This window comes from Clostridium sp. CM039, from assembly GCF_055081075.1.
Genome location: NZ_CM143649.1, coordinates 1,229,228 through 1,249,123, shown reverse-complemented (window position 1 = coordinate 1,249,123; position 19,896 = coordinate 1,229,228). Strand labels below are relative to the sequence as shown.

The window sequence follows — 19,896 nt, the reverse complement described above, 5'->3', positions numbered from 1 at the left end:
AACTTTATGAAATTGACGAATGACATTATAGTATTGAAAGGAGAATTAATATGGAAATAGAATCAGTTGCTGCTATGGGGGTATATATACTTATTTTACTTTTAATAGGCTATTATTCTTACAGAAAAACAAATGATATTTCAGACTACATGATAGGTGGAAGAGGGCTTGGACCTATGGTAACAGCACTATCTGCTGGTGCAAGCGATATGAGTGGCTGGATGCTAATGGGACTTCCTGGTGCGGTTTATACAAAAGGAATATCTAGCATTTGGCTTGGAATCGGTTTAACAATAGGGGCTTACTTAAATTACCTTCTGCTTGCTCCAAGATTTAGAATTTATACAGAGGTTTCGAATGATTCATTAACTGTTCCAGATTATTTAGAAAACCGCTTCAAAGATAAGTCTAATATGCTTAGACTTGTATCTGGGATAATAATACTTGTGTTCTTTGTGCTATATGTTTCATCTGGAATTGTAGCAGGGGGGAAATTATTTGAAAGTATATTTAACTCTACATATACAGCGGGTGTAGTTGTCACATTATCTGTAGTTGTGCTATATACATATTTTGGAGGGTTTTTAGCAGTAAGTCTTACAGACTTTTTCCAAGGATCCCTGATGTTTGTTGTACTAGTTGTAGTGCCAATTGTAGCATATATGAATATAGGAGTAGATGCTGGTACATTTGTTAATAAGATAAAAGTTATTGACCCAGCTTTATTTGATATGTTTAGAGGAACAAGTGTTGCGACTATTATTGGACTTTTGGCATGGGGACTTGGATACTTCGGACAACCACATATTATTGTTCGCTTTATGGCAATTAAATCTGCAGGGGAATTAAAGTCAGCAAGAAGAATAGGGATTACCTGGATGACCATAGGTCTTTTAGGTGCTGTATCAAGTGGACTTATAGGACTTGTATACTTTACAAAAAACAACATCCCGCTTAAGGATCCAGAAACAGTTTTCCTTCGTCTTGGAGATGTTTTATTCCATCCATTTATTACGGGTATTATATTAGCAGCAGTGCTATCAGCTATTATGAGTACTATTTCTTCTCAACTATTAGTTTGTTCAAGTTCTATAACAAGGGACTTTTATTTAACATTCTTAAACAAAGAGGCATCAGACAAGCAGCAAATGAAGATAGGGAAAATATCTATACTTATAGTTTCAGCTGTTGCCACATTCTTTGCATATTTGCCAAACAAAACTATTCTTAATATAGTTGGGCAAGCATGGGCTGGTTTTGGTTCATCCTTTGGACCTGTTCTTTTACTAAGTCTTTATTGGAAGAGAATGACTAAGTGGGGTGCTCTATCAGGTATGGTTGTAGGAGGCTTAACAGTTATTGTATGGATTGTTTCTGGACTATCTACTTATATGTATGAAATGGTTCCAGGATTTATATTATCGCTCATAGCTGTTATAATTGTTAGCGTTATAACTGAAAAACCGGAAGAGTCTATAAATAAGGAATTTAAAAAAATGGAAGAAATATTAGCAAAGTTTAAGTAAAAATATTGAGTTCTCTTGTATATACATTGAGAGCTCAATATTTTTTTATTTGTTACAGTAAATTTTCGAGTGTAGTATCTTTGAGCAGCTTTTGGATGATTTTTTCTCCCGGAATAGGTCGTCCGCTGTATAGTGTTTTAGCGGCGCTCAATAGCACACGTATATCATATTTTGAGGCATAAATCGGAATTACTTGTTTTTCAAGGTCTAGCAATGCATAAACAGCCATCATCGCCGTACGAACGGAATATTCTATAGTGAATACACAGTCGTCGGCAACTTCAGCAAACTGTCCAAGAAATGCAAGGTTTGTACTGCCTTCAGGGATAACATCAGGACGATCTCCCTTAACACGAGGCATAAACTGACTGGTGACATAAGGCATCATACAAGGAATAACATTTACAGTTTTTAGAATATCGTCAATTTTATCCTTAAGCCCCATGTGATATAATAATTCTGAGACAAGTTCTTCGCCGGTGCAATCACACATTTTTTTCTTGATGTAATCACCGACATTGTCTGGAAATAAGCCATATGCCCATAAAACTAATACATCATCAGGTTGGTTAATAAAGTGAGGCTGCTTAGAGCAGGTCCAGCTCATCAACCAGTTAGAATCCTTTATGGTAACAACACCACCAACGCCAGGATCTCTGTCAGTTAATTTCTTTAGAAATTTGCCCATAAACGGCCCCTTAAAGGTCATTGTAAAGGATTCCCATTTTGTTTTGTCAATGTCATTGCAGAATACCCCTGGGTGACCAAATGAAGGGTCTTTCTTTGCAATGTTCTTCCATAAATTCCAGCAACCGCAGTTTACCTTATCTCTATTTAAAACAGCAGGTGTATACATACTGCCCAAAGTTGAGTTTTCTGTCATTGAACCATTGGTAACGAAAACGAGGTCGCTTGAAGACACTGCAATTCTTTCAGAATTGCCATTACGAAGTAGATGAATACAGATTACGGTCTTTTGCTCACCAACAGTGCTGATATCCAAGTCGGTAACCTGTGTGTGGAGGTCAAAGTTTACATTTTTGTTCTTGAGCCAGGTAATAAGTGGAAGAATCATCGAATCGTACTGGTTATACTGGGTATGCATAATTCCTTTAAGCTGGTTCATACCAGGGATAAGATGCATAAAGCGCTGCATATAGCGTTTCATCTCCACAACACTGTGCCAGTTTTCAAAAGCAAACATGGAGCGCCAGAAATACCACATGTTTGTTTCAAAATAGGAGGGATCAAAAAATTGTTCAATTGTCGTTACGCCAAGTTGCTCCTCAGTGGCAAGAATAAGTTTTGTAATTTGTTTAATATGAATATCGGATAGGCCTAAAGTTGAAAAATCTGCTTTTTCTCCACAGTTATGAATCAAGCGACAGTGAGATTCATTAGGCTCTGCAACATTAAGTTCACGAAATTCATCTAAAACGGTTCTGCTTGGATTATTCAATGAAGGGATAAAGCTATACAGATCCCAGGAGCATTCATGATGTTCCACAAGTTCTCTACCACCACGGATAATATATCCATGTTCGGCATCTCCTGCACCATCCATAGCACCACCCAAAACGTGAGTTTCCTCCATAATAGTAATGTTTTTACCATCCATATGTCCATCGCGGATCAGATAAGCTGCGGCTGCAAGAGAGGCAATACCTCCACCGATTAAATATGCTTTTTTGTTTTCAATACCATCCTTTTTAAGTGAATTGATTCTTTGATAGTTCCCCATGTTACACCATGCCTTTCTTGATTTTTTTATTGATTTGATTTCTAGCATTATCATAGCCTATAATAAAGATTAATAATATTACCAATAAAGTAAATTTGTGCAATGTTACTACAAAACAGTTAAATTGTGTAACAAATTTATTTGCAAACCTAATAGGGAGATTTTCTTTCTGGAATTTTAAGTATAAAAATAAGGGTATAAAAATACAAGGATTGATAGAAAATAATAAAGATATGTAATTACACTGTATTGAGAACTAAGTCAGGTAAATTAAATAATAAATGTAAATAATAAAGGAGGCACAAATTGTTTATGAATACAATTGATGAAATAAAACTTGAAATATATAAAAATGACATGTTATCTGAATTAGGAGTTGAATTGTATAAATTAAATAATAAAGATATTGAGTGTTTAGACGACGCAATATTATTTAGTAATGAGGGAGATAGACTTAAAAAATTATTATAGAAGAATGTGAGGTCGAGTTCTGCAATGGGAAGTTAAGGCAGAGGCGCTTTGGGGAAAATCATACTAATAAGCAAAAACCAGCAGTGTTTTATTTTGACTGCTGGTTTTTGCTGTTTTATTCAAAAAAATAAAAAAAATGTCATATATTATGTTGCGAAATTAGTTGACTATAAAGAATATTCTCTTTATTATATAAGTAGTTATATACATAAAAACACTGTATATACAAATTATAGAGGGGGAGATTATATGAAAAAAGCAATTTCAATCTTAACTGCAATGGCAATGGTGGTTTTAATTAATCCAGCTAATGCAAATGCATCACAAGGAAAGCCGGCAAATTTTGTAAAGGTACAATCATCAGAAAAATTGTCAAAAGACATGAATGGCGTGCATAAATTCTTTAAGGGAAATAAAACCGTAGTTGAAGATTCAGTGAATAAGTTGGAAGAAGTAAAATCAAATGATGATAAATTGGGTTTTAAACATATCAAAACTCAACAAATGGTAAATGATATTCCGGTTTATGGTAATGAATATATCGTTCATTTTAATCAAAAGGGTGAAGTATATGCTGTAAATGGTAAATATGATGCTAACGCAAAAAATGCAAAAATAAATAAAGAACAGTTAATAGGTGAAAACAAAGCTCTTGAAATTGCAAAAACGCAAGTTAAATTTGATAAGCTTGAGGCGGATCCAACTACTAAACTTTACCTATACAATATAAATGATAAATATGTTCCAGTTTATGTTGTTTCATTAAGCTTTCTATCACCAACACCAGGAAATTGGAAGTTCTTTATAAATGCTGAAAATGGAGATATAGTAAAAAAAGGCAATAAAATATCTAAGGTTGCTGCTACAGGAACAGGTTTAGGTGTACTTAATGATTCTAAATCATTAAATCTTGACAAGGTTGATGTACGTAACAAGGTTCAATATCAATTAAGAGATACAACAAGAGGTAAGGGCATAACTACTACTTCAGCGGCTAATACTACTAACAAAATTGGTTCTATCGTCTATTCAACTACAAACGTAATTAATGATAAAGCTGCTGTAGATGCACATTACTATGCAGGAGTTGTATATGATTATTATAAAACTAAATTCAATAGAAATGGTTTTGATGGAAAAGATATGGAAATTAAATCTACAGTTCACTACGCTAAGAACTATGTTAATGCTTTTTGGAATGGAACTCGAATGATTTATGGAGATGGGGATGGTATTGATTCTATTGAATTATCTGGAGCTTTAGATGTAGTGGGTCACGAAATGACACATGCAGTAGATGAAAAAACAGCAAATCTTGATTATGAATTTCAATCTGGAGCATTAAATGAATCTATGTCAGATGCTTTTGGTGCATTCATCGAAAATTATGGACAAGCTGATAAATTTGACTGGTTAATGGGTGAAGATGTTTGGACACCTAAAGTAGAGGGTGATGCATTAAGAGATATATCCAATCCAACTAAATATGGCGATCCAGATAATATGAGTAAATTTGTAGTTACTCCTAATACGCTAGAGGGAGATTGGGGTGGAGTTCATACAAACAGTGGAATTCCAAACAAAGCTTGTTATCTTATAGCTTCTAATGATAACGTAGGGATAGCTAAAGCAGAACAAATTTATTACAGTGCTTTATCTAATTATTTAATTGCAACTTCTAACTTCCACGATGCAAGACTTGCACTTGTTCAATCCGCAACAGATCTTTACGGTGCAGATGGATCAGAAGTTGCTGCGGTAAATGCAGCTTGGGATGCAGTAGGAGTAAAGTAAAGAATGGACTATTTGATGCTGATTGTGATAATTTAATAGATTAGGATTAAAAAAACTAACTCGAATTTTTATTTTTGAGTTAGTTTTTTTAGTTATTAGTTCCAAATCAAATTTGCCCATTCTGGATGATCTATAAATGGATTTCTGTTGTGTTGATAATTCTTATAGATTACATCATTTCTGTGTCTTTCAAAAGCATCAACTGGATCCTGGGCATTCCATTGTAATAAAACAGATAATTTACCTATATAAGGAGCTGTATTATTATTAGTTAATTCGTTTAGCTCTAAATTCACTTCTCCATGCTCTCCTTCATAGCGGACTGCCATATAAAACAGCATCCTAGCGATATCCCCTTTTACGCTATCTCTTGGTTCAAAGGAATCACTATCAGATTTACATAGAGGTGCTTCAGAGTTAGGTGTACCACCCATATCAAAGTCTAAATTCCCTCTTGCGCTGTTTACAGATACATCGGCTGGTCTAAGGTGATGCAAATCTGTTCCAGCTCCTGCGGTAGTTCCAAAATTACCATGTGATTTTGCAAATACATGTTCTCTATTCCAATTATCTACTCCGCCTCCATTTGTAAGCTCTCCTTGAGAACGTCCGGTATAAAGCAAGATCACGTTATTTGCATTGTTTGGGTCTTCATCTGTATTTCTTAATGCATCCCAAACCTGTTTATAAGAAAGCTTAGTATGATTATCAATGATATCATTTAATGTTGATTTAAGACTTATGCCTGTTTTACCAATTGCAGATGCATAGTAGGTATTATCGTATGGTGAAGTAGTACTTGAAGCTGTAGGTTGCCTAGCTAGATGACCTTGTACTGCTTTTAAGGTGTTGTTTTGTGTAGCTGCAAATGATAAGTTAAATAAAAAAGATGAAAGAACAAAGGATAAAATAAGCACAAAACTAATTACGAAGCTTCCTTTTTTGAAAGTTTTCTTGTTCGAAATTAACGCCCCCTAATAATAATTTACCATAATTAATAAAATGTATAACTTTCCCCATAGCATCTAAACTTAATTCATATAAAATATCTATATGCTTTTAGGTGATAAATTATTTCATTGATTATTAAATAATATAAATAAACACAAAAGGAATGGCTTATTTCCCTTGCAGAGATTGGAATTGATTCAGATAAGCTGTGTTGATAAAAACTATAAAAAATTGCCCGTCACATCACCAATCTTTTAGAGAGAAAGAATGGAAATGAAACGAACAATCTATGTTAATATAGTTATGGGAGCCAAAGTGGATTTTTCAACGACATTAAAAATGCAAAAAACTCATCTAACACATAACAATAATTTTATATGGTGTGGTCTGAGCTGGTATACTCTTTGTGGTAGCACCATAGACAATAATTAGATTTCGATTTGCAGGGCTATTGCTAAATGATTGCCCATTTTCTAAAACTATCTGAGTGGTTGGGGCAATGTTTAATCTTAAATTATTATCACTACTAACCAACTTATCGTTAAAATAGTCTAATTTCACATTTTGATGTTGTGTATCTCTTGCCATAACAATTGCTCTAAATTGTGGCGGAAAAATGAGCGGAACAGGTGCATTTGCATCATAAAAGCCAGTTACCATATCTCCAGGTGTCACCATTACATGGTCTACGAAGTAAGTAGTTGGCGTCACCACGAAATTAACTAAAGCTCCATATCCGTTTTCTACAGACATTAATTTATAACATCCCACGCCTTCTTCATTTGCCCCTATCCAAAAGTCATTAATCATGGTAATCATACCATGGAAAGGTTGGAATTTTTCCATCTTTATTCCTCGATTCTTTAATTAATATTTTAAAAACATTGGAAACTATTAATATTTCTCAAATCCATTCCGAAAAATCTCCATCTATTTCTATTCCAGCGGAAACCGGATATAGATCTAGGACCAACAAATGTAAGCCATGCCCAGAAGCCTCTTTCTCTCCTTGGCCATATATATACAAATCTATAGAGGCAAGGTCTAATTGCACCTGGGTCTATAGCTAGAGGGGTAGCACCAAATTGTTGTGATTGAGGCTGCGATGGTGTAAAGTTTGGAGGTGCAGAAGACGGTCCACCCTGAGGCCCTTGTGCGAAGGATGTAAAATCATCCATTTGTCTGTATGGATACATTAAAGGGAAATCTTGAGTTTCTAGTTCATAGTTATACGTTGGATTATAAAATCTAATAGTATCTTCATCAATATACATTTAACTAACTCCTTAAAGTATTTACAATACAGTATATGATTACTTATAGGTTTTGTTATTCTTAATTTTAGGGGCTCGTAGTAGAAAAACGAATTGAGTTAAGTGAATTTAATAATAATATATAAAACAATGTAAAATATTGCAAAAAAGTGTGAATGATGTTAATATGAAAAGGATTTATAGAAAATTTTAGGAAATGAAAGATTTGTAAACGATTCCTAGAATATTAATTAATTGGAGGGGGTTCATAATATGAATGGGACAGGGGTTAAAAAACTTACATGGAAAAATCTAGCGCTGATGGCTTTTGTTATGGTATGGGGATTTGGGAATGTTGTTAATAACTTTGCAAATCAAGGGTTAAAAGTTGTTGGATCATGGATAATTATTATTTCATTATATTTTATACCTTATGCATTAATGGTAGGGGAATTAGGTTCTACATTTAAGGACGGAAAAGCAGGAGTTAGTACATGGATAAAATCTACAATGGGTACAAAATTAGCTTACTTAGCAGGTTGGACTTATTGGGTAGTGCATGTACCATATTTAGCACAAAAACCCCAGTCAATTTTAATAGCATTAGGATGGGTAGTAACACAAAATGGAAAATTCATTAATGGTTTTAGCCCATTAGTGTTACAATCAGTAACATTAGTACTATTTTTATTTTTCCTGTGGTTTGCTTCAAGAGGTGTTAATTCATTGAAAAAAATAGGAACCATAGCAGGAACATCAGTATTTGTAATGTCAATGTTATACATAGTGATGATGATTGCAGCACCTTCAATTACAGGAGTGAAAATTGCAACAGCACACATAACATTAAAATCTTTTATTCCGGACTTTAACTTTGCATACTTTACTACAATATCTATGCTGGTGTTTGCGATAGGTGGCTGTGAAAAAATAGCACCTTATGTTAACGATACAAAAGAGCCATCAAAAAATTTCCCAAAGGGAATGATTGTACTTGCAATAATGGTAGCAATGTCAGCATTATTAGGTTCAGTTGCAATGGGAATGATGTTTGATGGAAATAACATTCCAGTAGATTTAAAAATGAATGGACAGTACTACGCATTTAAAACATTGGGTAATTACTATGGCGTAGGAAATTTATTTTTAATTTTATATGCAATTGCGAATATGCTTGCTCAAATTTCTGCATTAGCGTTCTCCATTGATGCTCCTTTAAAAATATTATTTGCAGAAGGAGATAAAAAATATATTCCTGCTAGTCTAATGAAAACAAATAAATATGGAGCTCCAATTAATGGATACAAAATGACTGCTGTTTTAGTTGGAGTTTTAATAATTGTACCAGCCTTAGGTATTGGAGATATGAATACCCTGTACAACTGGTTATTAGATCTAAATTCAATTGTTATGCCAATAAGATATTTGTGGGTATTCTTAGCATACATGGCTTTAAGAGGCTTTGCTAAAAAGAAATTCTCTTCTGAATATAAATTTATAAAAAATGATAAGATAGCATTCATAATAGGTTCATGGTGTTTTGCATTTACTGCATTTGCATGCATTATGGGAATGTTCCCAAAAGTAAAACCAAGCTCATCAGAGTATACTTTCCAACTTGTGCTTAATTTATTAACACCATTTATACTTTTATGCTTAGGATTAATATTGCCTCTAATTGTAAAAATATCAAATAAACGAATTACCATAAATAAAACAAATATTACAAAAAAATCTTAGAATATATCTTAAAATCTAAGGGGAAATAATAAAAATTGACTTAAGCGGATAAAGCCCTAAATTCCATGGGCTAAGGCCGTTTAATTTTTTTTGTAGTCTAATTCCATTACTAAGGGAAATTGACAGTAAACTGAAAAAATGGTAAGATGGGATATTAATAATAATTTTAGATCTAAAGTTGAAAGGAGAATTGTATAATTTTTTTCGAGTACAGGTAATTGTTTGTATTTAAGGAGAAAGTAATCATTGTAATAGCTGAATTACAATTTACCGACAAGTTCTGTTTCTATTTATATGAATATGAATATGAAGTTAATATGTACAAAGTAAATCATCTTTAAAAGAAGTACTGATTTATTTATTATAAAAACTATAAAGATTAATTAAGAGGGAGGTTACATAAATCAAAAATTCAACAAAGCATTCAATAGTTATAGGTTTTGCATTATTTGCAATGTTCTTTGGCGCAGGAAACCTAATTTTTCCACCAACATTAGGAAAAGCAGCAGGGAACTCAGTTTTATTATCAATTATAGGCTTTCTTATTACAGGAGTTTGTCTTCCTCTATGTGCAATAATTGCCTGTGCTAAAATTAATGGTACTTTCGAAAAAATGGCAGATAGGGTAGGTCCAATATTTTCTGTGATAGTCTCTATTGCTTTAATTCTTGTAATAGGACCTTTATTCGCAATTCCAAGAACTGCTGCAACAACTTTTGAACTGGGAATACATCCTTTATTTCCATTAATTGGACAAAACATATCGATTATAGCTTTTTTTGCAATAGTGCTTGCATTTGCGCTTAAACCTTCTTCAATAATTGATAATATAGGTAAAATACTTACACCAGCACTTTTATTAATGTTAACTATAATTATAGTTAAAGGAATAATAGATCCTATTGGGCCAACTGTATCTACATCTTACCAAGGTGGATTTTCAAAAGCTTTAATAGAAGGATATCAAACAATGGATGCTATGACTGGTGTTATATTTTCATCAATAATTCTTGCATCTATTAGGGCAAGAGGTTATGAAAGCTCAAAAGATATAATGAGGATAACTATGAAATCGGCTGTAGTGTCTTTAATCGGTTTATCCTTTGTATATACTGGACTTATGTACCTTGGAACTCAAACGACTACTTTGTTCTCAAAAAGTATATCTAGAACTAGTCTGGTTACAGAAATTGTTAGATTAGACCTAGGTAGTATTGGTAGTGTTATACTTAGTTTATGTGTTACTATTGCATGTTTAACGACTGCTATAGGAATACTTTCAGCTGGATCAAAATTCTTTGCTAAACTTTCTAAGGGGAAATTATCTTATAAAAGTATTGCTATTAGTATGGCTTTAGTAAGTGGAGTAATGGCTACAAAGGATGTTGATAGTTTAATTAAATTGGCAGGTCCAGTTTTACAAATTATATATCCAATTGTAATTGTTCTAATAGTTACTACCTTGCTTGGCGATATAGTGAAAAATAATAAGGTAGTTGCTATAACTACCTACACAGTTTTAATAGTAAGTGTTTTAAATACTATAAATGATTTAACAGCAAATAGCATTGGGTTCTTTAAATATGTTCCTTTATCCAATCTAGGATTTGCATGGATTATACCAGCTATACTTGCTTTTGTAATTTCTAACAATTTAGTGAAATTAAATGAAATTACTAAAAATAGAGGATTAGTGGATTAATCCACTAGAATCTTTTAAGTTATAAAGACTACATAAAAACTGGAAGCTTTTGATTCCTATTCATTATTAAAAATCTTATTTCGATACTCCGTAGGTTTTAAACCAGTATTATTTTTAAAGAGTTTATTGAAATAAGTTACGTCTGTAAAACCTATCATTGCTGAAACCTCATAAATTTTATATTGGGGTTGAAGTAATAGTTTTTTAGCCTCATCAATACGTATTTCACTTAAGATATCAATAAAGTTACTACCAGTCTCTTTTTTTATCAGCTTACTAAGGTACCAGGTACTGATATATAAATAGGCTGATACATCTTTTAAGGTTAAGCCCATAGCTACATTCTCCTTCATAAAAGACAGGGCTTTAACTACAAGAAACTTAGAACTTTTTTCATTAGTATTAAGTGATTTATCTTCCATGATTGTAACGTCATCACTTAAATTGTAATTTTCTTTAACTTTTCTTTTCAAATTCTTGAAGATTTCTTCATTTGATTTTACTTTTTTAAGTTCAATAATAGCTTCTTTAATGGAGAGGATTAATTCCTTAGTATTTGTGGGTTTAAGAAGAAATCTAAAGGCTCCAAGTTTAACAGCTTGTTGGGCATACTCAAAATCTCTAAAGCCAGATAATATTATTATTTTACATTCATGCTTATGTTTTTCTAGTTTAGAGATCATTTCTAAACCATTTAAACCTGGCATCCTAATGTCAGTGAAGACAATGTCAGGTTGCATTGATGAAATCATTTCTAGTCCTTCATCCCCGTCTGAGGCTTCACCTATAACGCTGCACCCTAATGAATTCCAATCAATAACAGTTTTTAGGCCTTCTCTTATGATTTCTTCGTCATCAATTATAAGTACTTTAAACATTTAATATACACTCCCTTTTATATGTCGGCGGGTACTTTAATTGTAACAATCGTACACATACCCTCTTGACTTTCTATTTTTAGTCCGTAATCTTTACCATAAAGTAGTCTAATTCTGCGATGCACATTAATTACGCCTATCTTAGAATTATCCAAGAAATTTTCTGACTCTGGAAATTTATCATCACTCATGTCTTCTATTAGGGCTAGTAATTTGCTTTTTTCAATACCTAACCCGTCATCTGCCACAGTAATAATTAGTTGATTGTTTTCCTTCTTTATTATAATATCTACTGTTCCTCCACCCTTTTTCATTTCAAGTCCATGGTATATTGTGTTTTCAATTATAGGTTGAATTAAAAGCTTAGGAAGCCTGTTATTTAGGGTGTCTTCATCAATATTTAAATTAAATCCTATTTTCTTTCCAAATCGTTTCTGTATTAAGAATTTATAGCTTTGGATATATTCGATTTCTTTATAAACAGGAATAAATTTCTCGTTGCTCCTATTTAGGTTTGCTTCTATAATGTACGAAAAAGCAGAAATCATTTCACTGACCTCATCATCACCGTGAATTTTTGCTTTCCAGTTAATGGACTCAAGTGTATTATATAAAAAATGAGGATTAATTTGAGCTTGCAATGCATTAATTTCAGCTTGCTTCATTACAATTTGCTCTTTATATACTGTATCAATTAGGGTCTTTATGTTTTTCGACATTTTATTAAAGGTACGAAATACGAAACCAAATTCATCCTTGCGATCACTTTCTATTATTACACCCATATTACCATTTTCTATTTCCTTCATTCTTTTTATTAATACCTTCAGTGGATGTATCATTGTATTATATAAGTAATTTATAAGTAATAAGCAAATGGGAAGAGTGGCTATACATAGAATTATACTAAATTTGGCTACCTTTCGTATCTCTTTAAACAATACGTTTCCTGAAATTCCAACAACAAGTTTCCATTTGGTTGGTTTAATTGTGTCATATATCATATATAGAGAGTCACTTTTAGTCTTTATCTCTCCTTCACCTTTGTCTAAATTAGAATTAAGAAAAGATTGTATGGATTTATTAGTATTTACATCAAAACTATCATTTATAAATATTAATTGGCCATCGCTACTATAGAGACCCAAAGTTTGCTTTGAGTTAATCATGGCATTGTTAAATATTTCCATAAAACATTGATTATCTATTTTAAGTGCTAAAAGACCCACTACCTTATTCACATTTAATGAATCGTATATGGATTTTGCTAAGTATATACCATCTATTTTCCCGTTTTTACTTGCTACATACCACACTGGAGAGCCTTTTCCTTTTATGGCTATCTCATTTAACTTATCCATATTAGCGTAACAATCCGTAGTAGCAGCAAAGGCTCTATTTGCTTGAAAAACCTTTCCACTATCAGAGTATTTAATGAGAATTTCGTTTAGCTCATATTTAGCGAAAAGTAAAGATTGTAAATACCGTTGAAAACTGTTTTCATATATAAAATCTAAATTATTAGTATTAATTAAAGTGTTTGTATCAATTATTTTACTATCATAAAAAAGCTGTATAGAGTAAAGGTTAAGCTTATCCATTCTGTCTGAAAGCGAATGGGTTAGTTGTTGGGCCGCACTTTGATAGTCCATTATAGCTTTTTCTTTAATCGTTTTTGAATAATTCACATATCCTAAATAGCCAATAATTATTATAGGATAAAGAATGAATAGAATTGCAATAATAATAAGCTTGGATTTCATAGAATGTTTTGTCATAATAAAAGTCCTTTCATAAGCTGATTTTAATTTTAATATGTTTTCTATAAGTATACCTTATATTAGGCTGAATGAATTCCGGAACTAATTATATATTAAAAAGAAATTATCACAAAAAAAGCATTGATTCAAATGTGTAAATTACCATATTTTGGAGACAAGCCAAAATAAACAAATAAATACCAATATGGACTGATTTAAGTTTTTGATATGAATGTTATAATATGATTGTAAGTAAGAAGTATCATGTAAACATTTACTTGCTAATTTGAAAAGATTCAATCAGTATTATTAATAAGCACAAAGCTCATAATTTAATATTTTAATAATATTGTAGAAATAAAAATAGGGGGATATCAAAATGAAGAAATCCAAAAAATTGTTTTGTTTGCTCATGACAACTGCTGTTTTAACTTCAGCTTTAGCTGGATGCGGTAGCAAGAATTCAGCTACAAGTACAACAGTTGCAGAGGAGACGGAAGTAACAATTAGAGTAGAAACAACTTTTACTGGTGCAGACCCATACACCGAAGTATGGCAACAGGCTATAAAAGATTTCCAAGCTAAAAATCCGAAAATTAAAGTTATAGATGAAGCTACTTCTGCTGCAAGTGAGGCTTTTAAAACAAAAATAAATACTGATTTCGCTTCAGGTAATGAACCAGATGTAACATACGGATTTAATAGCGCATCTGGAAAACCGCTTGTTGATTCCGGTAAGGTAATTTCTTGGGAAGATGAATTAGCTAAGGATGCTACTTGGGCTGCAAACTTTAAGAAATCAGGACTAGATGCTGCAAAGTATAATGGTAAGCTTTATGCACTTCCTTACATTGGTTTTTTTGAAGGAGTATGGATAAATACCGATTTATTTAAGAATAACGGACTTGAGATTCCTAAGACTTATGAAGATATTATAAAGGCTATTCCAGTACTTAATGCAAAGAACATAACCCCAATCGCTTGTTCGTTTGCTGAAGAACCACATTATTTAATTGAGACATTATTACTTTCACAAGGTGGAGCTTCCGGTCATAGTAAATTATTTGATGCGAGTTGGGCTCCAGCACTTGCATTAACTAAAGACCTTTATGATAAAAAAGCATTTACAAAAGATGCCTTAACAATTAAACAAGCTGCTTGTTCTCAGGCTTTTGCTGATAAGAAAGCTGCAATGTTTATTTCAGGTTCTTGGGCAGGTGGAGCATTTCAGGGTATGGAAAATGTTAGTGTAATACCGTTCCCACTAGTACCAGGTGCAAAAGCTAATGCTAATGACATCATTGGTGGTACAGGCACAGGTTGGTATGTAACTAAGGCTCTTAATGATAAGAAAAATGGAGCTGGTATTAAATTTGTTAAGTTTATGACAGAGCCAGAACAACTCGCTAAGTTTGCTGAAAAAGGAGGGGTTCCACTTGAAAATGTACCATCTTCAACTACAGGTGGTGCACTAGCAAAAAATATCGGTGACTTTACGACTAAAGCTACTAGCATGACTGGTCCTGCTGGAGATAATATGAATCAGGAAGCCTTTACAGCTATATGGAAAGGTATGCAATATATAGCTTCTGGAAAGAAGACATCACAACAAGTACTCGATGAGGCACAAAAATTAGTAAAATAGTCAAGACTCAGTAGTAATATCTCTAATTAATAATACACAATGCTCAATATATAATAAATTTTATTGATCATTGTGTATTTTAAAATAATGTTTCGGGGAGTAATGAATATGATTTTAAAGGATAAAAAATATGCTTTTTTATTTTTAGCGCCAGCCCTTACTTTAATTACGGTTTTTCTATTCAATCCGCTAATCCAAACATTATATTTTAGTTTAACTGATTGGCATTATTTTTCAATGAAAAAGTCTTTTATTGGTTTAGAAAATTATCGGAGACTTCTACATGACCCAGTAGTTGGGATAGCAATTAAAAACACACTATTATTAATAGTATTATGTATTATATTTGAAATTGGATTCGCTCTACTCCTTGCTATGTTAATGGATGGAGTCAAGAGGGGTTTTAAGATTTATAGGACAGTTTTCTTTTTTCCTGTTGTAGTATCAGGTTCCGCAATAGGACTTTTGTTCTCACTTACATATCAGTATGATGCAGGTCTTTTGAATAACATTTTAGGTGTATTTGGTATGTCAAAGACAATATGGCTAACTGAAAAATCTTCAGCATTACTTTCTATGATGCCGTATATTTGGCAAATGACAGGTTTTTATTTTGTAATATTTATGACCGCACTTACAAAAATACCAAGTGATATATATGAATCAGCATCTTTGGATGGTGCAACGGGATTAACCAAATCAATATATATAACACTTCCACTTATAAGGGATGTAATAATTACAACTATTGCTTTGGTAATTACATCAGCTATAAAGGTTTTTGATATTATATTTACAATAACGCAGGGTGGTCCTATGAATTCAAGTCAGGTTTTGAGCACATATATATATCAAACTACATTCCAATCTATGAATCAAGGCTATGGGTCTGCACTATCTATTCTTATGGTTGTTATAGGAATTGGTTTGACTATTATTACTACATTAATATCAAGGAAAGATCCAATAAGTTATTAGTTGTTATGGAGGGGTGTTAGAGTATGTTAAATTCGAAAGTTTCAAAAGATATTTATATAGAAAAAAAGCATATTAATTCAAAAGTTAAGATGTCGAAGATTATTACACATTTTATATTAATAGCATGGGGTATAACAACCATTGCACCAATAGCATGGGTTATTATGAATAGCTTTAAGAGTTCATCTGAAATAATTTCTAGCGCTCTTAGTTTTCCAACTAAATTTAATTTAGATAACTTCGAATCGCTTGGAAAATATTCTCAAATAGACATTCCTAGGGGGTTTTTTAATAGTCTTGTTATTTCTGGTACTGTTGTTGTATTAGTATTAATTCTTGGAGCAATGGCTGCATTTGTACTAGCAAGATTTAAGTTCTTTTTAAATGGACCAATAATGATACTTTTAGTTGCTAGTATGCTTGTTCCACAGTTTGCAGTTATTATTCCTAATATTAAAATATTGCAGTTTTTTCATTTTAATAACACTTATTTAGCTGTAATAGTACCACATACTGCTGGATTTTTAAATTTTGCTATAATTATGATGACAGGATTTATGAAGTCTCTTCCTGTTGAGCTTGAAGAAGCTGCGATAATAGATGGGTGTAGTATACCAAAAATATTTATGAGAATAATAATCCCATTGTCTACTCCAATACTCGCAACCTCAGGTATAATGATTTTTTTATGGTCTTATAATGATTTACTTCTCCCACTTGTATATCTTACAGGGGAATTAAGACCTATAAGTGTGCTTTTAACACAAATTTCAAGCCAGTTTAACACGGATTATGGTGCGATGATGGCAGCGCTCACAATAACAATAATTCCAGTGATAGCACTCTATGTAATTTCTCAAAAATATGTAATTAAGGGTATGATGGCTGGTGCTGTTAAGGGATAAGGAAAATCAACCTAACTGAAAGGATTTGATAATATTACTGTGCTTGTACTATAGAAATATCCAGCAATGCTAAGGAGTTATTTAAAGAAGAACTAAATCAAGTTAGTAGTACAATTAAATTATAGTAAAGGGAGAAGATAAAATGAAATATGGATATTTTGATAATGTAAACAGGGAATATGTTATTGAACGCCCTGATGTACCAGTATCTTGGACGAACTATCTTGGGGTAAAGGATATGTGTGCTGTAATTTCTCAAAATGCAGGTGGGTACCTATTCTATAAAAAGCCACAGTACAATAGAATAACTCGTTTTAGACCAAACGGCGTACCACTAGATAGACCTGGCCACTATGTTTACCTTCGTGATGATGAATCTAGCGACTATTGGACAATTTCTTGGCAGCCAGTTGGCAAAGACCTTAAAAAGGCAAATTATAAATGCCGTCATGGGCTATCTTATTCCAAATTTTCCTGCGAATATAGCGATATAAGTGCAGAACAGATTTTGTTTATTCCAGTAAACGATGATGTAGAATTATGGGATGTAAAGATAAAGAACAATGGAACAACTCCACGTAAATTAAGTGTGTTTTCTTATGTAGAGTTCTCATTCCAAAATATTGATATGGATAATGAAAACTTCCAGATGAGCTTATACGCATCAGGTTCTAGTTGTGAAGATGGAGTTATAGAAAATGATCTTTTTTATGATAATGGTGAGACAGGTTATCAATACATAGCATCGAGTTTTAAACCAGAGAGCTATGATTGTTTAAGAGATAAATTCTTAGGAAACTACCACACTGAAGATAATCCAATAGCTGTAGAAAAGGGAATTTGTAGTGGGAGCTCAGAACTCGGTGGAAATCACTGTGGTGCTTTACATAAAAAAGTAATCTTAGCTCCAGGAGAAGAAACTAGACTTATATTTATGGTTGGTGTTGGTGCAAGGGCTAAAGGCATGAAAATGAAGGCTAAATATTCAAATGTTGCTACTGTAGATAAAGCATTTGATGAACTTAACGAATACTGGGAAAGGAAATTATCGGCATTCCAGATTAAGACACCAAATGAAGGCATGAATACCATGATAAATACATGGAACCTTTATCAAGCAGAAACAAACGTTGTGTTCTCAAGATTTGCTTCATTTATAGAAGTAGGTGGAAGAACAGGACTTGGATATAGAGATACTGCTCAAGATGTTATGTGTGTTCCTCATACAAATCCTAAAAAGTGCAAACAACGTATAATTGAACTTCTTCGTGCACAGTCGAGCATAGGTTACGGATTACATTTATTCCAACCAGAATGGTTTGATCCAGAGGTTGCTAAAATCTCACCTTCAAAATCACCAACAGTTGTACCAACTCCAAACATGTCAGATGTAGTACATGGATTAAAGGATGCATGCTCAGATGACGCATTATGGCTGATTGCAGCAATATGTGAATATGTACAAGAGACTGGTGAAGCCCAGTTGTTTGATACGATGGTTACTTTTGCTGATGGAGGAGAAGCCACGGTATATGATCACATGAAGAAAATACTTGATTTCTCAAGGTCGCAGGTTGGAGCTACAGGGATATGTAAAGGTCTTAGAGCAGACTGGAATGACTGCTTAAACCTTGTAGGAGGGGAAAGTGCTCTAGTATCTTTCCTGCATTTTTGGGCACTAAACAACTTTGTTGAATGTGCTAACTTCTTAGGTAGAACAGAAGATGTATCGGTATATAGTGCAATAGCGAGTAAAGTTAAAAAAATATGTGAAAATGAGCTTTGGGACGGGGAATGGTATATTCGTGGAATTACATCGGATGGAGAAAAAATAGGAACTCAAAAAGATGAAGAAGGAAAGGTTCACCTTGAGTCAAACACTTGGGCTGTTATTTCTGGTGTAGCGGGCCCAGAAAGGGCTAAGGCTTGTATGGATGCGGTAGATAAATATTTATATTCAGACTTTGGTCTACACTTAACGTCACCATCCTATACCAAACCAAATGATGGAATAGGTTTCGTAACTCGTGTATACAAGGGAGTTAAGGAAAATGGAGCTATCTTCAGTCATCCTAATCCTTGGGCTTGGGTTGCTGAATGTATGATTGGACGTGGTGAGAGTGCTATGAAGTTCTACGACGCATTATTACCTTATAATCAAAATGATATGATAGAGACTCGTGAAGCCGAACCATACTCATACTGTCAATTCGTGATGGGAAAAGATCATACAGCTCACGGTAGAGCAAGGCACCCATGGCTTACAGGAAGTGCTGGTTGGGCATACTATGCAGCAACTCACTACATGCTAGGAGTTCGTCTTAACTTTGATGGCATGATTATAGATCCATGTATACCAGGAGATTGGACAGAATTCGAAGTTACTCGTCTATGGCGTGGAGCAACTTATAATATAACCATAAAAAATCCAAATGGAGTACAGAGGGGTATTAAAGAAATAATTTTAAATGGAACGGCAGTGGAAGGTGCTATTAAGCCACAAAAAGCTGGTTCACAAAATATTATAGTTGCTATAATGGGCTAATAAAAGT

15 protein-coding genes are annotated in these 19,896 nt (G+C 33.1%); 9 read left to right on the top strand and 6 right to left on the bottom strand.

The genetic code is table 11. The annotated features are described in order from the left end of the window. Window positions 1–50 precede the first annotated feature (50 nt). Window positions 51–1,526 (top strand): sodium/proline symporter PutP, encoded by a 1,476-nt coding sequence (putP, locus tag ACWJJ2_RS05860; protein ID WP_216303752.1) that lies wholly within the window; start codon window positions 51–53, stop codon window positions 1,524–1,526. 52 nt (window positions 1,527–1,578) lie between these two features. On the opposite strand, the gene ACWJJ2_RS05855 is transcribed toward putP, so the two are convergent. Next, window positions 1,579–3,321, bottom strand: a complete 1,743-nt coding sequence (locus ACWJJ2_RS05855; RefSeq protein ID WP_462953966.1) for an oleate hydratase — start codon at window positions 3,319–3,321, stop codon at window positions 1,579–1,581. 258 nt (window positions 3,322–3,579) lie between these two features. Between ACWJJ2_RS05855 and ACWJJ2_RS05850 the strand changes: the two genes are divergently transcribed. Both ACWJJ2_RS05850 and ACWJJ2_RS05845 read left to right on the top strand, forming a co-directional pair. After that, a complete protein-coding gene (locus ACWJJ2_RS05850) occupies window positions 3,580–3,738 on the top strand; it encodes a hypothetical protein (RefSeq protein WP_216303751.1) in 159 nt (52 codons plus the stop codon). Between the two features lie 249 nt (window positions 3,739–3,987). Further along, complete coding sequence (locus ACWJJ2_RS05845) at window positions 3,988–5,532, top strand: M4 family metallopeptidase (protein WP_216303750.1); 1,545 nt, start codon at window positions 3,988–3,990, stop codon at window positions 5,530–5,532. 95 nt (window positions 5,533–5,627) lie between these two features. Here the strand turns inward: ACWJJ2_RS05845 and ACWJJ2_RS05840 are convergent, their stop codons facing one another. The 3 genes from ACWJJ2_RS05840 to ACWJJ2_RS05830 all read right to left on the bottom strand — a co-directional run bounded on the left by ACWJJ2_RS05840 (window position 5,628) and on the right by ACWJJ2_RS05830 (window position 7,757). Next, a complete protein-coding gene (locus tag ACWJJ2_RS05840; RefSeq protein ID WP_462953965.1) occupies window positions 5,628–6,449 on the bottom strand; it encodes an endonuclease I family protein in 822 nt (273 codons plus the stop codon). A gap of 388 nt (window positions 6,450–6,837) precedes the next feature. Beyond that, window positions 6,838–7,329 carry a hypothetical protein gene (locus tag ACWJJ2_RS05835; protein ID WP_462953964.1) on the bottom strand — a complete coding sequence of 164 codons (492 nt, stop codon included), beginning with the start codon at window positions 7,327–7,329 and terminating at the stop codon, window positions 6,838–6,840. 29 nt (window positions 7,330–7,358) lie between these two features. Next, window positions 7,359–7,757 carry a hypothetical protein gene (locus ACWJJ2_RS05830; protein WP_224578878.1) on the bottom strand — a complete coding sequence of 133 codons (399 nt, stop codon included), beginning with the start codon at window positions 7,755–7,757 and terminating at the stop codon, window positions 7,359–7,361. Between the two features lie 252 nt (window positions 7,758–8,009). Between ACWJJ2_RS05830 and ACWJJ2_RS05825 the strand changes: the two genes are divergently transcribed. Both ACWJJ2_RS05825 and brnQ read left to right on the top strand, forming a co-directional pair. Continuing rightward, window positions 8,010–9,476, top strand: a complete 1,467-nt coding sequence (locus ACWJJ2_RS05825; protein ID WP_220286946.1) for an amino acid permease — start codon at window positions 8,010–8,012, stop codon at window positions 9,474–9,476. 454 nt (window positions 9,477–9,930) lie between these two features. Then, window positions 9,931–11,178 carry a branched-chain amino acid transport system II carrier protein gene (brnQ, locus tag ACWJJ2_RS05820; protein ID WP_216303747.1) on the top strand — a complete coding sequence of 416 codons (1,248 nt, stop codon included), beginning with the start codon at window positions 9,931–9,933 and terminating at the stop codon, window positions 11,176–11,178. A 56-nt stretch (window positions 11,179–11,234) separates the two neighbouring features. Here brnQ and ACWJJ2_RS05815 read toward each other — a convergent pair whose 3' ends face one another. Next, window positions 11,235–12,056: a response regulator transcription factor gene (locus tag ACWJJ2_RS05815; RefSeq protein ID WP_216303746.1), complete on the bottom strand. Its 822-nt coding sequence runs from the start codon at window positions 12,054–12,056 to the stop codon at window positions 11,235–11,237. 17 nt (window positions 12,057–12,073) lie between these two features. Further along, on the bottom strand, window positions 12,074–13,834 hold the full coding sequence (locus ACWJJ2_RS05810; RefSeq protein WP_462953963.1) for a cache domain-containing sensor histidine kinase: 1,761 nt from the start codon (window positions 13,832–13,834) through the stop codon (window positions 12,074–12,076). A gap of 361 nt (window positions 13,835–14,195) precedes the next feature. Here ACWJJ2_RS05810 and ACWJJ2_RS05805 point away from each other — a divergent pair, with 361 nt between their 5' ends. The 4 genes from ACWJJ2_RS05805 to ACWJJ2_RS05790 all read left to right on the top strand — a co-directional run bounded on the left by ACWJJ2_RS05805 (window position 14,196) and on the right by ACWJJ2_RS05790 (window position 19,889). Next, on the top strand, window positions 14,196–15,461 hold the full coding sequence (locus ACWJJ2_RS05805; protein ID WP_216303744.1) for an ABC transporter substrate-binding protein: 1,266 nt from the start codon (window positions 14,196–14,198) through the stop codon (window positions 15,459–15,461). Window positions 15,462–15,569: 108 nt separating this feature from the next. Further along, window positions 15,570–16,439: a carbohydrate ABC transporter permease gene (locus tag ACWJJ2_RS05800; RefSeq protein WP_216303743.1), complete on the top strand. Its 870-nt coding sequence runs from the start codon at window positions 15,570–15,572 to the stop codon at window positions 16,437–16,439. Window positions 16,440–16,462: 23 nt separating this feature from the next. Further along, entirely contained in the window at window positions 16,463–17,344 is an 882-nt protein-coding gene (locus ACWJJ2_RS05795; protein ID WP_462953962.1) for a carbohydrate ABC transporter permease, read from the top strand. 142 nt (window positions 17,345–17,486) lie between these two features. Further along, window positions 17,487–19,889, top strand: coding sequence for a GH36-type glycosyl hydrolase domain-containing protein (locus tag ACWJJ2_RS05790; protein WP_462953961.1), 2,403 nt, complete (start codon window positions 17,487–17,489; stop codon window positions 19,887–19,889). The last annotated feature ends 7 nt before the right edge of the window (window positions 19,890–19,896 follow it).

Coding starts and splice junctions, on each gene's coding strand:
- putP (WP_216303752.1), top strand. CDS start 51: ATGGAAATAGAATCAGTTGCTGCTATGGGGGTATATATACTTATTTTA.
- ACWJJ2_RS05855 (WP_462953966.1), bottom strand. CDS start 3,321: ATGATAATGCTAGAAATCAAATCAATAAAAAAATCAAGAAAGGCATGG.
- ACWJJ2_RS05850 (WP_216303751.1), top strand. CDS start 3,580: ATGAATACAATTGATGAAATAAAACTTGAAATATATAAAAATGACATG.
- ACWJJ2_RS05845 (WP_216303750.1), top strand. CDS start 3,988: ATGAAAAAAGCAATTTCAATCTTAACTGCAATGGCAATGGTGGTTTTA.
- ACWJJ2_RS05835 (WP_462953964.1), bottom strand. CDS start 7,329: ATGGAAAAATTCCAACCTTTCCATGGTATGATTACCATGATTAATGAC.
- ACWJJ2_RS05830 (WP_224578878.1), bottom strand. CDS start 7,757: ATGTATATTGATGAAGATACTATTAGATTTTATAATCCAACGTATAAC.
- ACWJJ2_RS05825 (WP_220286946.1), top strand. CDS start 8,010: ATGAATGGGACAGGGGTTAAAAAACTTACATGGAAAAATCTAGCGCTG.
- brnQ (WP_216303747.1), top strand. CDS start 9,931: ATGTTCTTTGGCGCAGGAAACCTAATTTTTCCACCAACATTAGGAAAA.
- ACWJJ2_RS05815 (WP_216303746.1), bottom strand. CDS start 12,056: ATGTTTAAAGTACTTATAATTGATGACGAAGAAATCATAAGAGAAGGC.
- ACWJJ2_RS05810 (WP_462953963.1), bottom strand. CDS start 13,834: ATGACAAAACATTCTATGAAATCCAAGCTTATTATTATTGCAATTCTA.
- ACWJJ2_RS05805 (WP_216303744.1), top strand. CDS start 14,196: ATGAAGAAATCCAAAAAATTGTTTTGTTTGCTCATGACAACTGCTGTT.
- ACWJJ2_RS05800 (WP_216303743.1), top strand. CDS start 15,570: ATGATTTTAAAGGATAAAAAATATGCTTTTTTATTTTTAGCGCCAGCC.
- ACWJJ2_RS05795 (WP_462953962.1), top strand. CDS start 16,463: ATGTTAAATTCGAAAGTTTCAAAAGATATTTATATAGAAAAAAAGCAT.
- ACWJJ2_RS05790 (WP_462953961.1), top strand. CDS start 17,487: ATGAAATATGGATATTTTGATAATGTAAACAGGGAATATGTTATTGAA.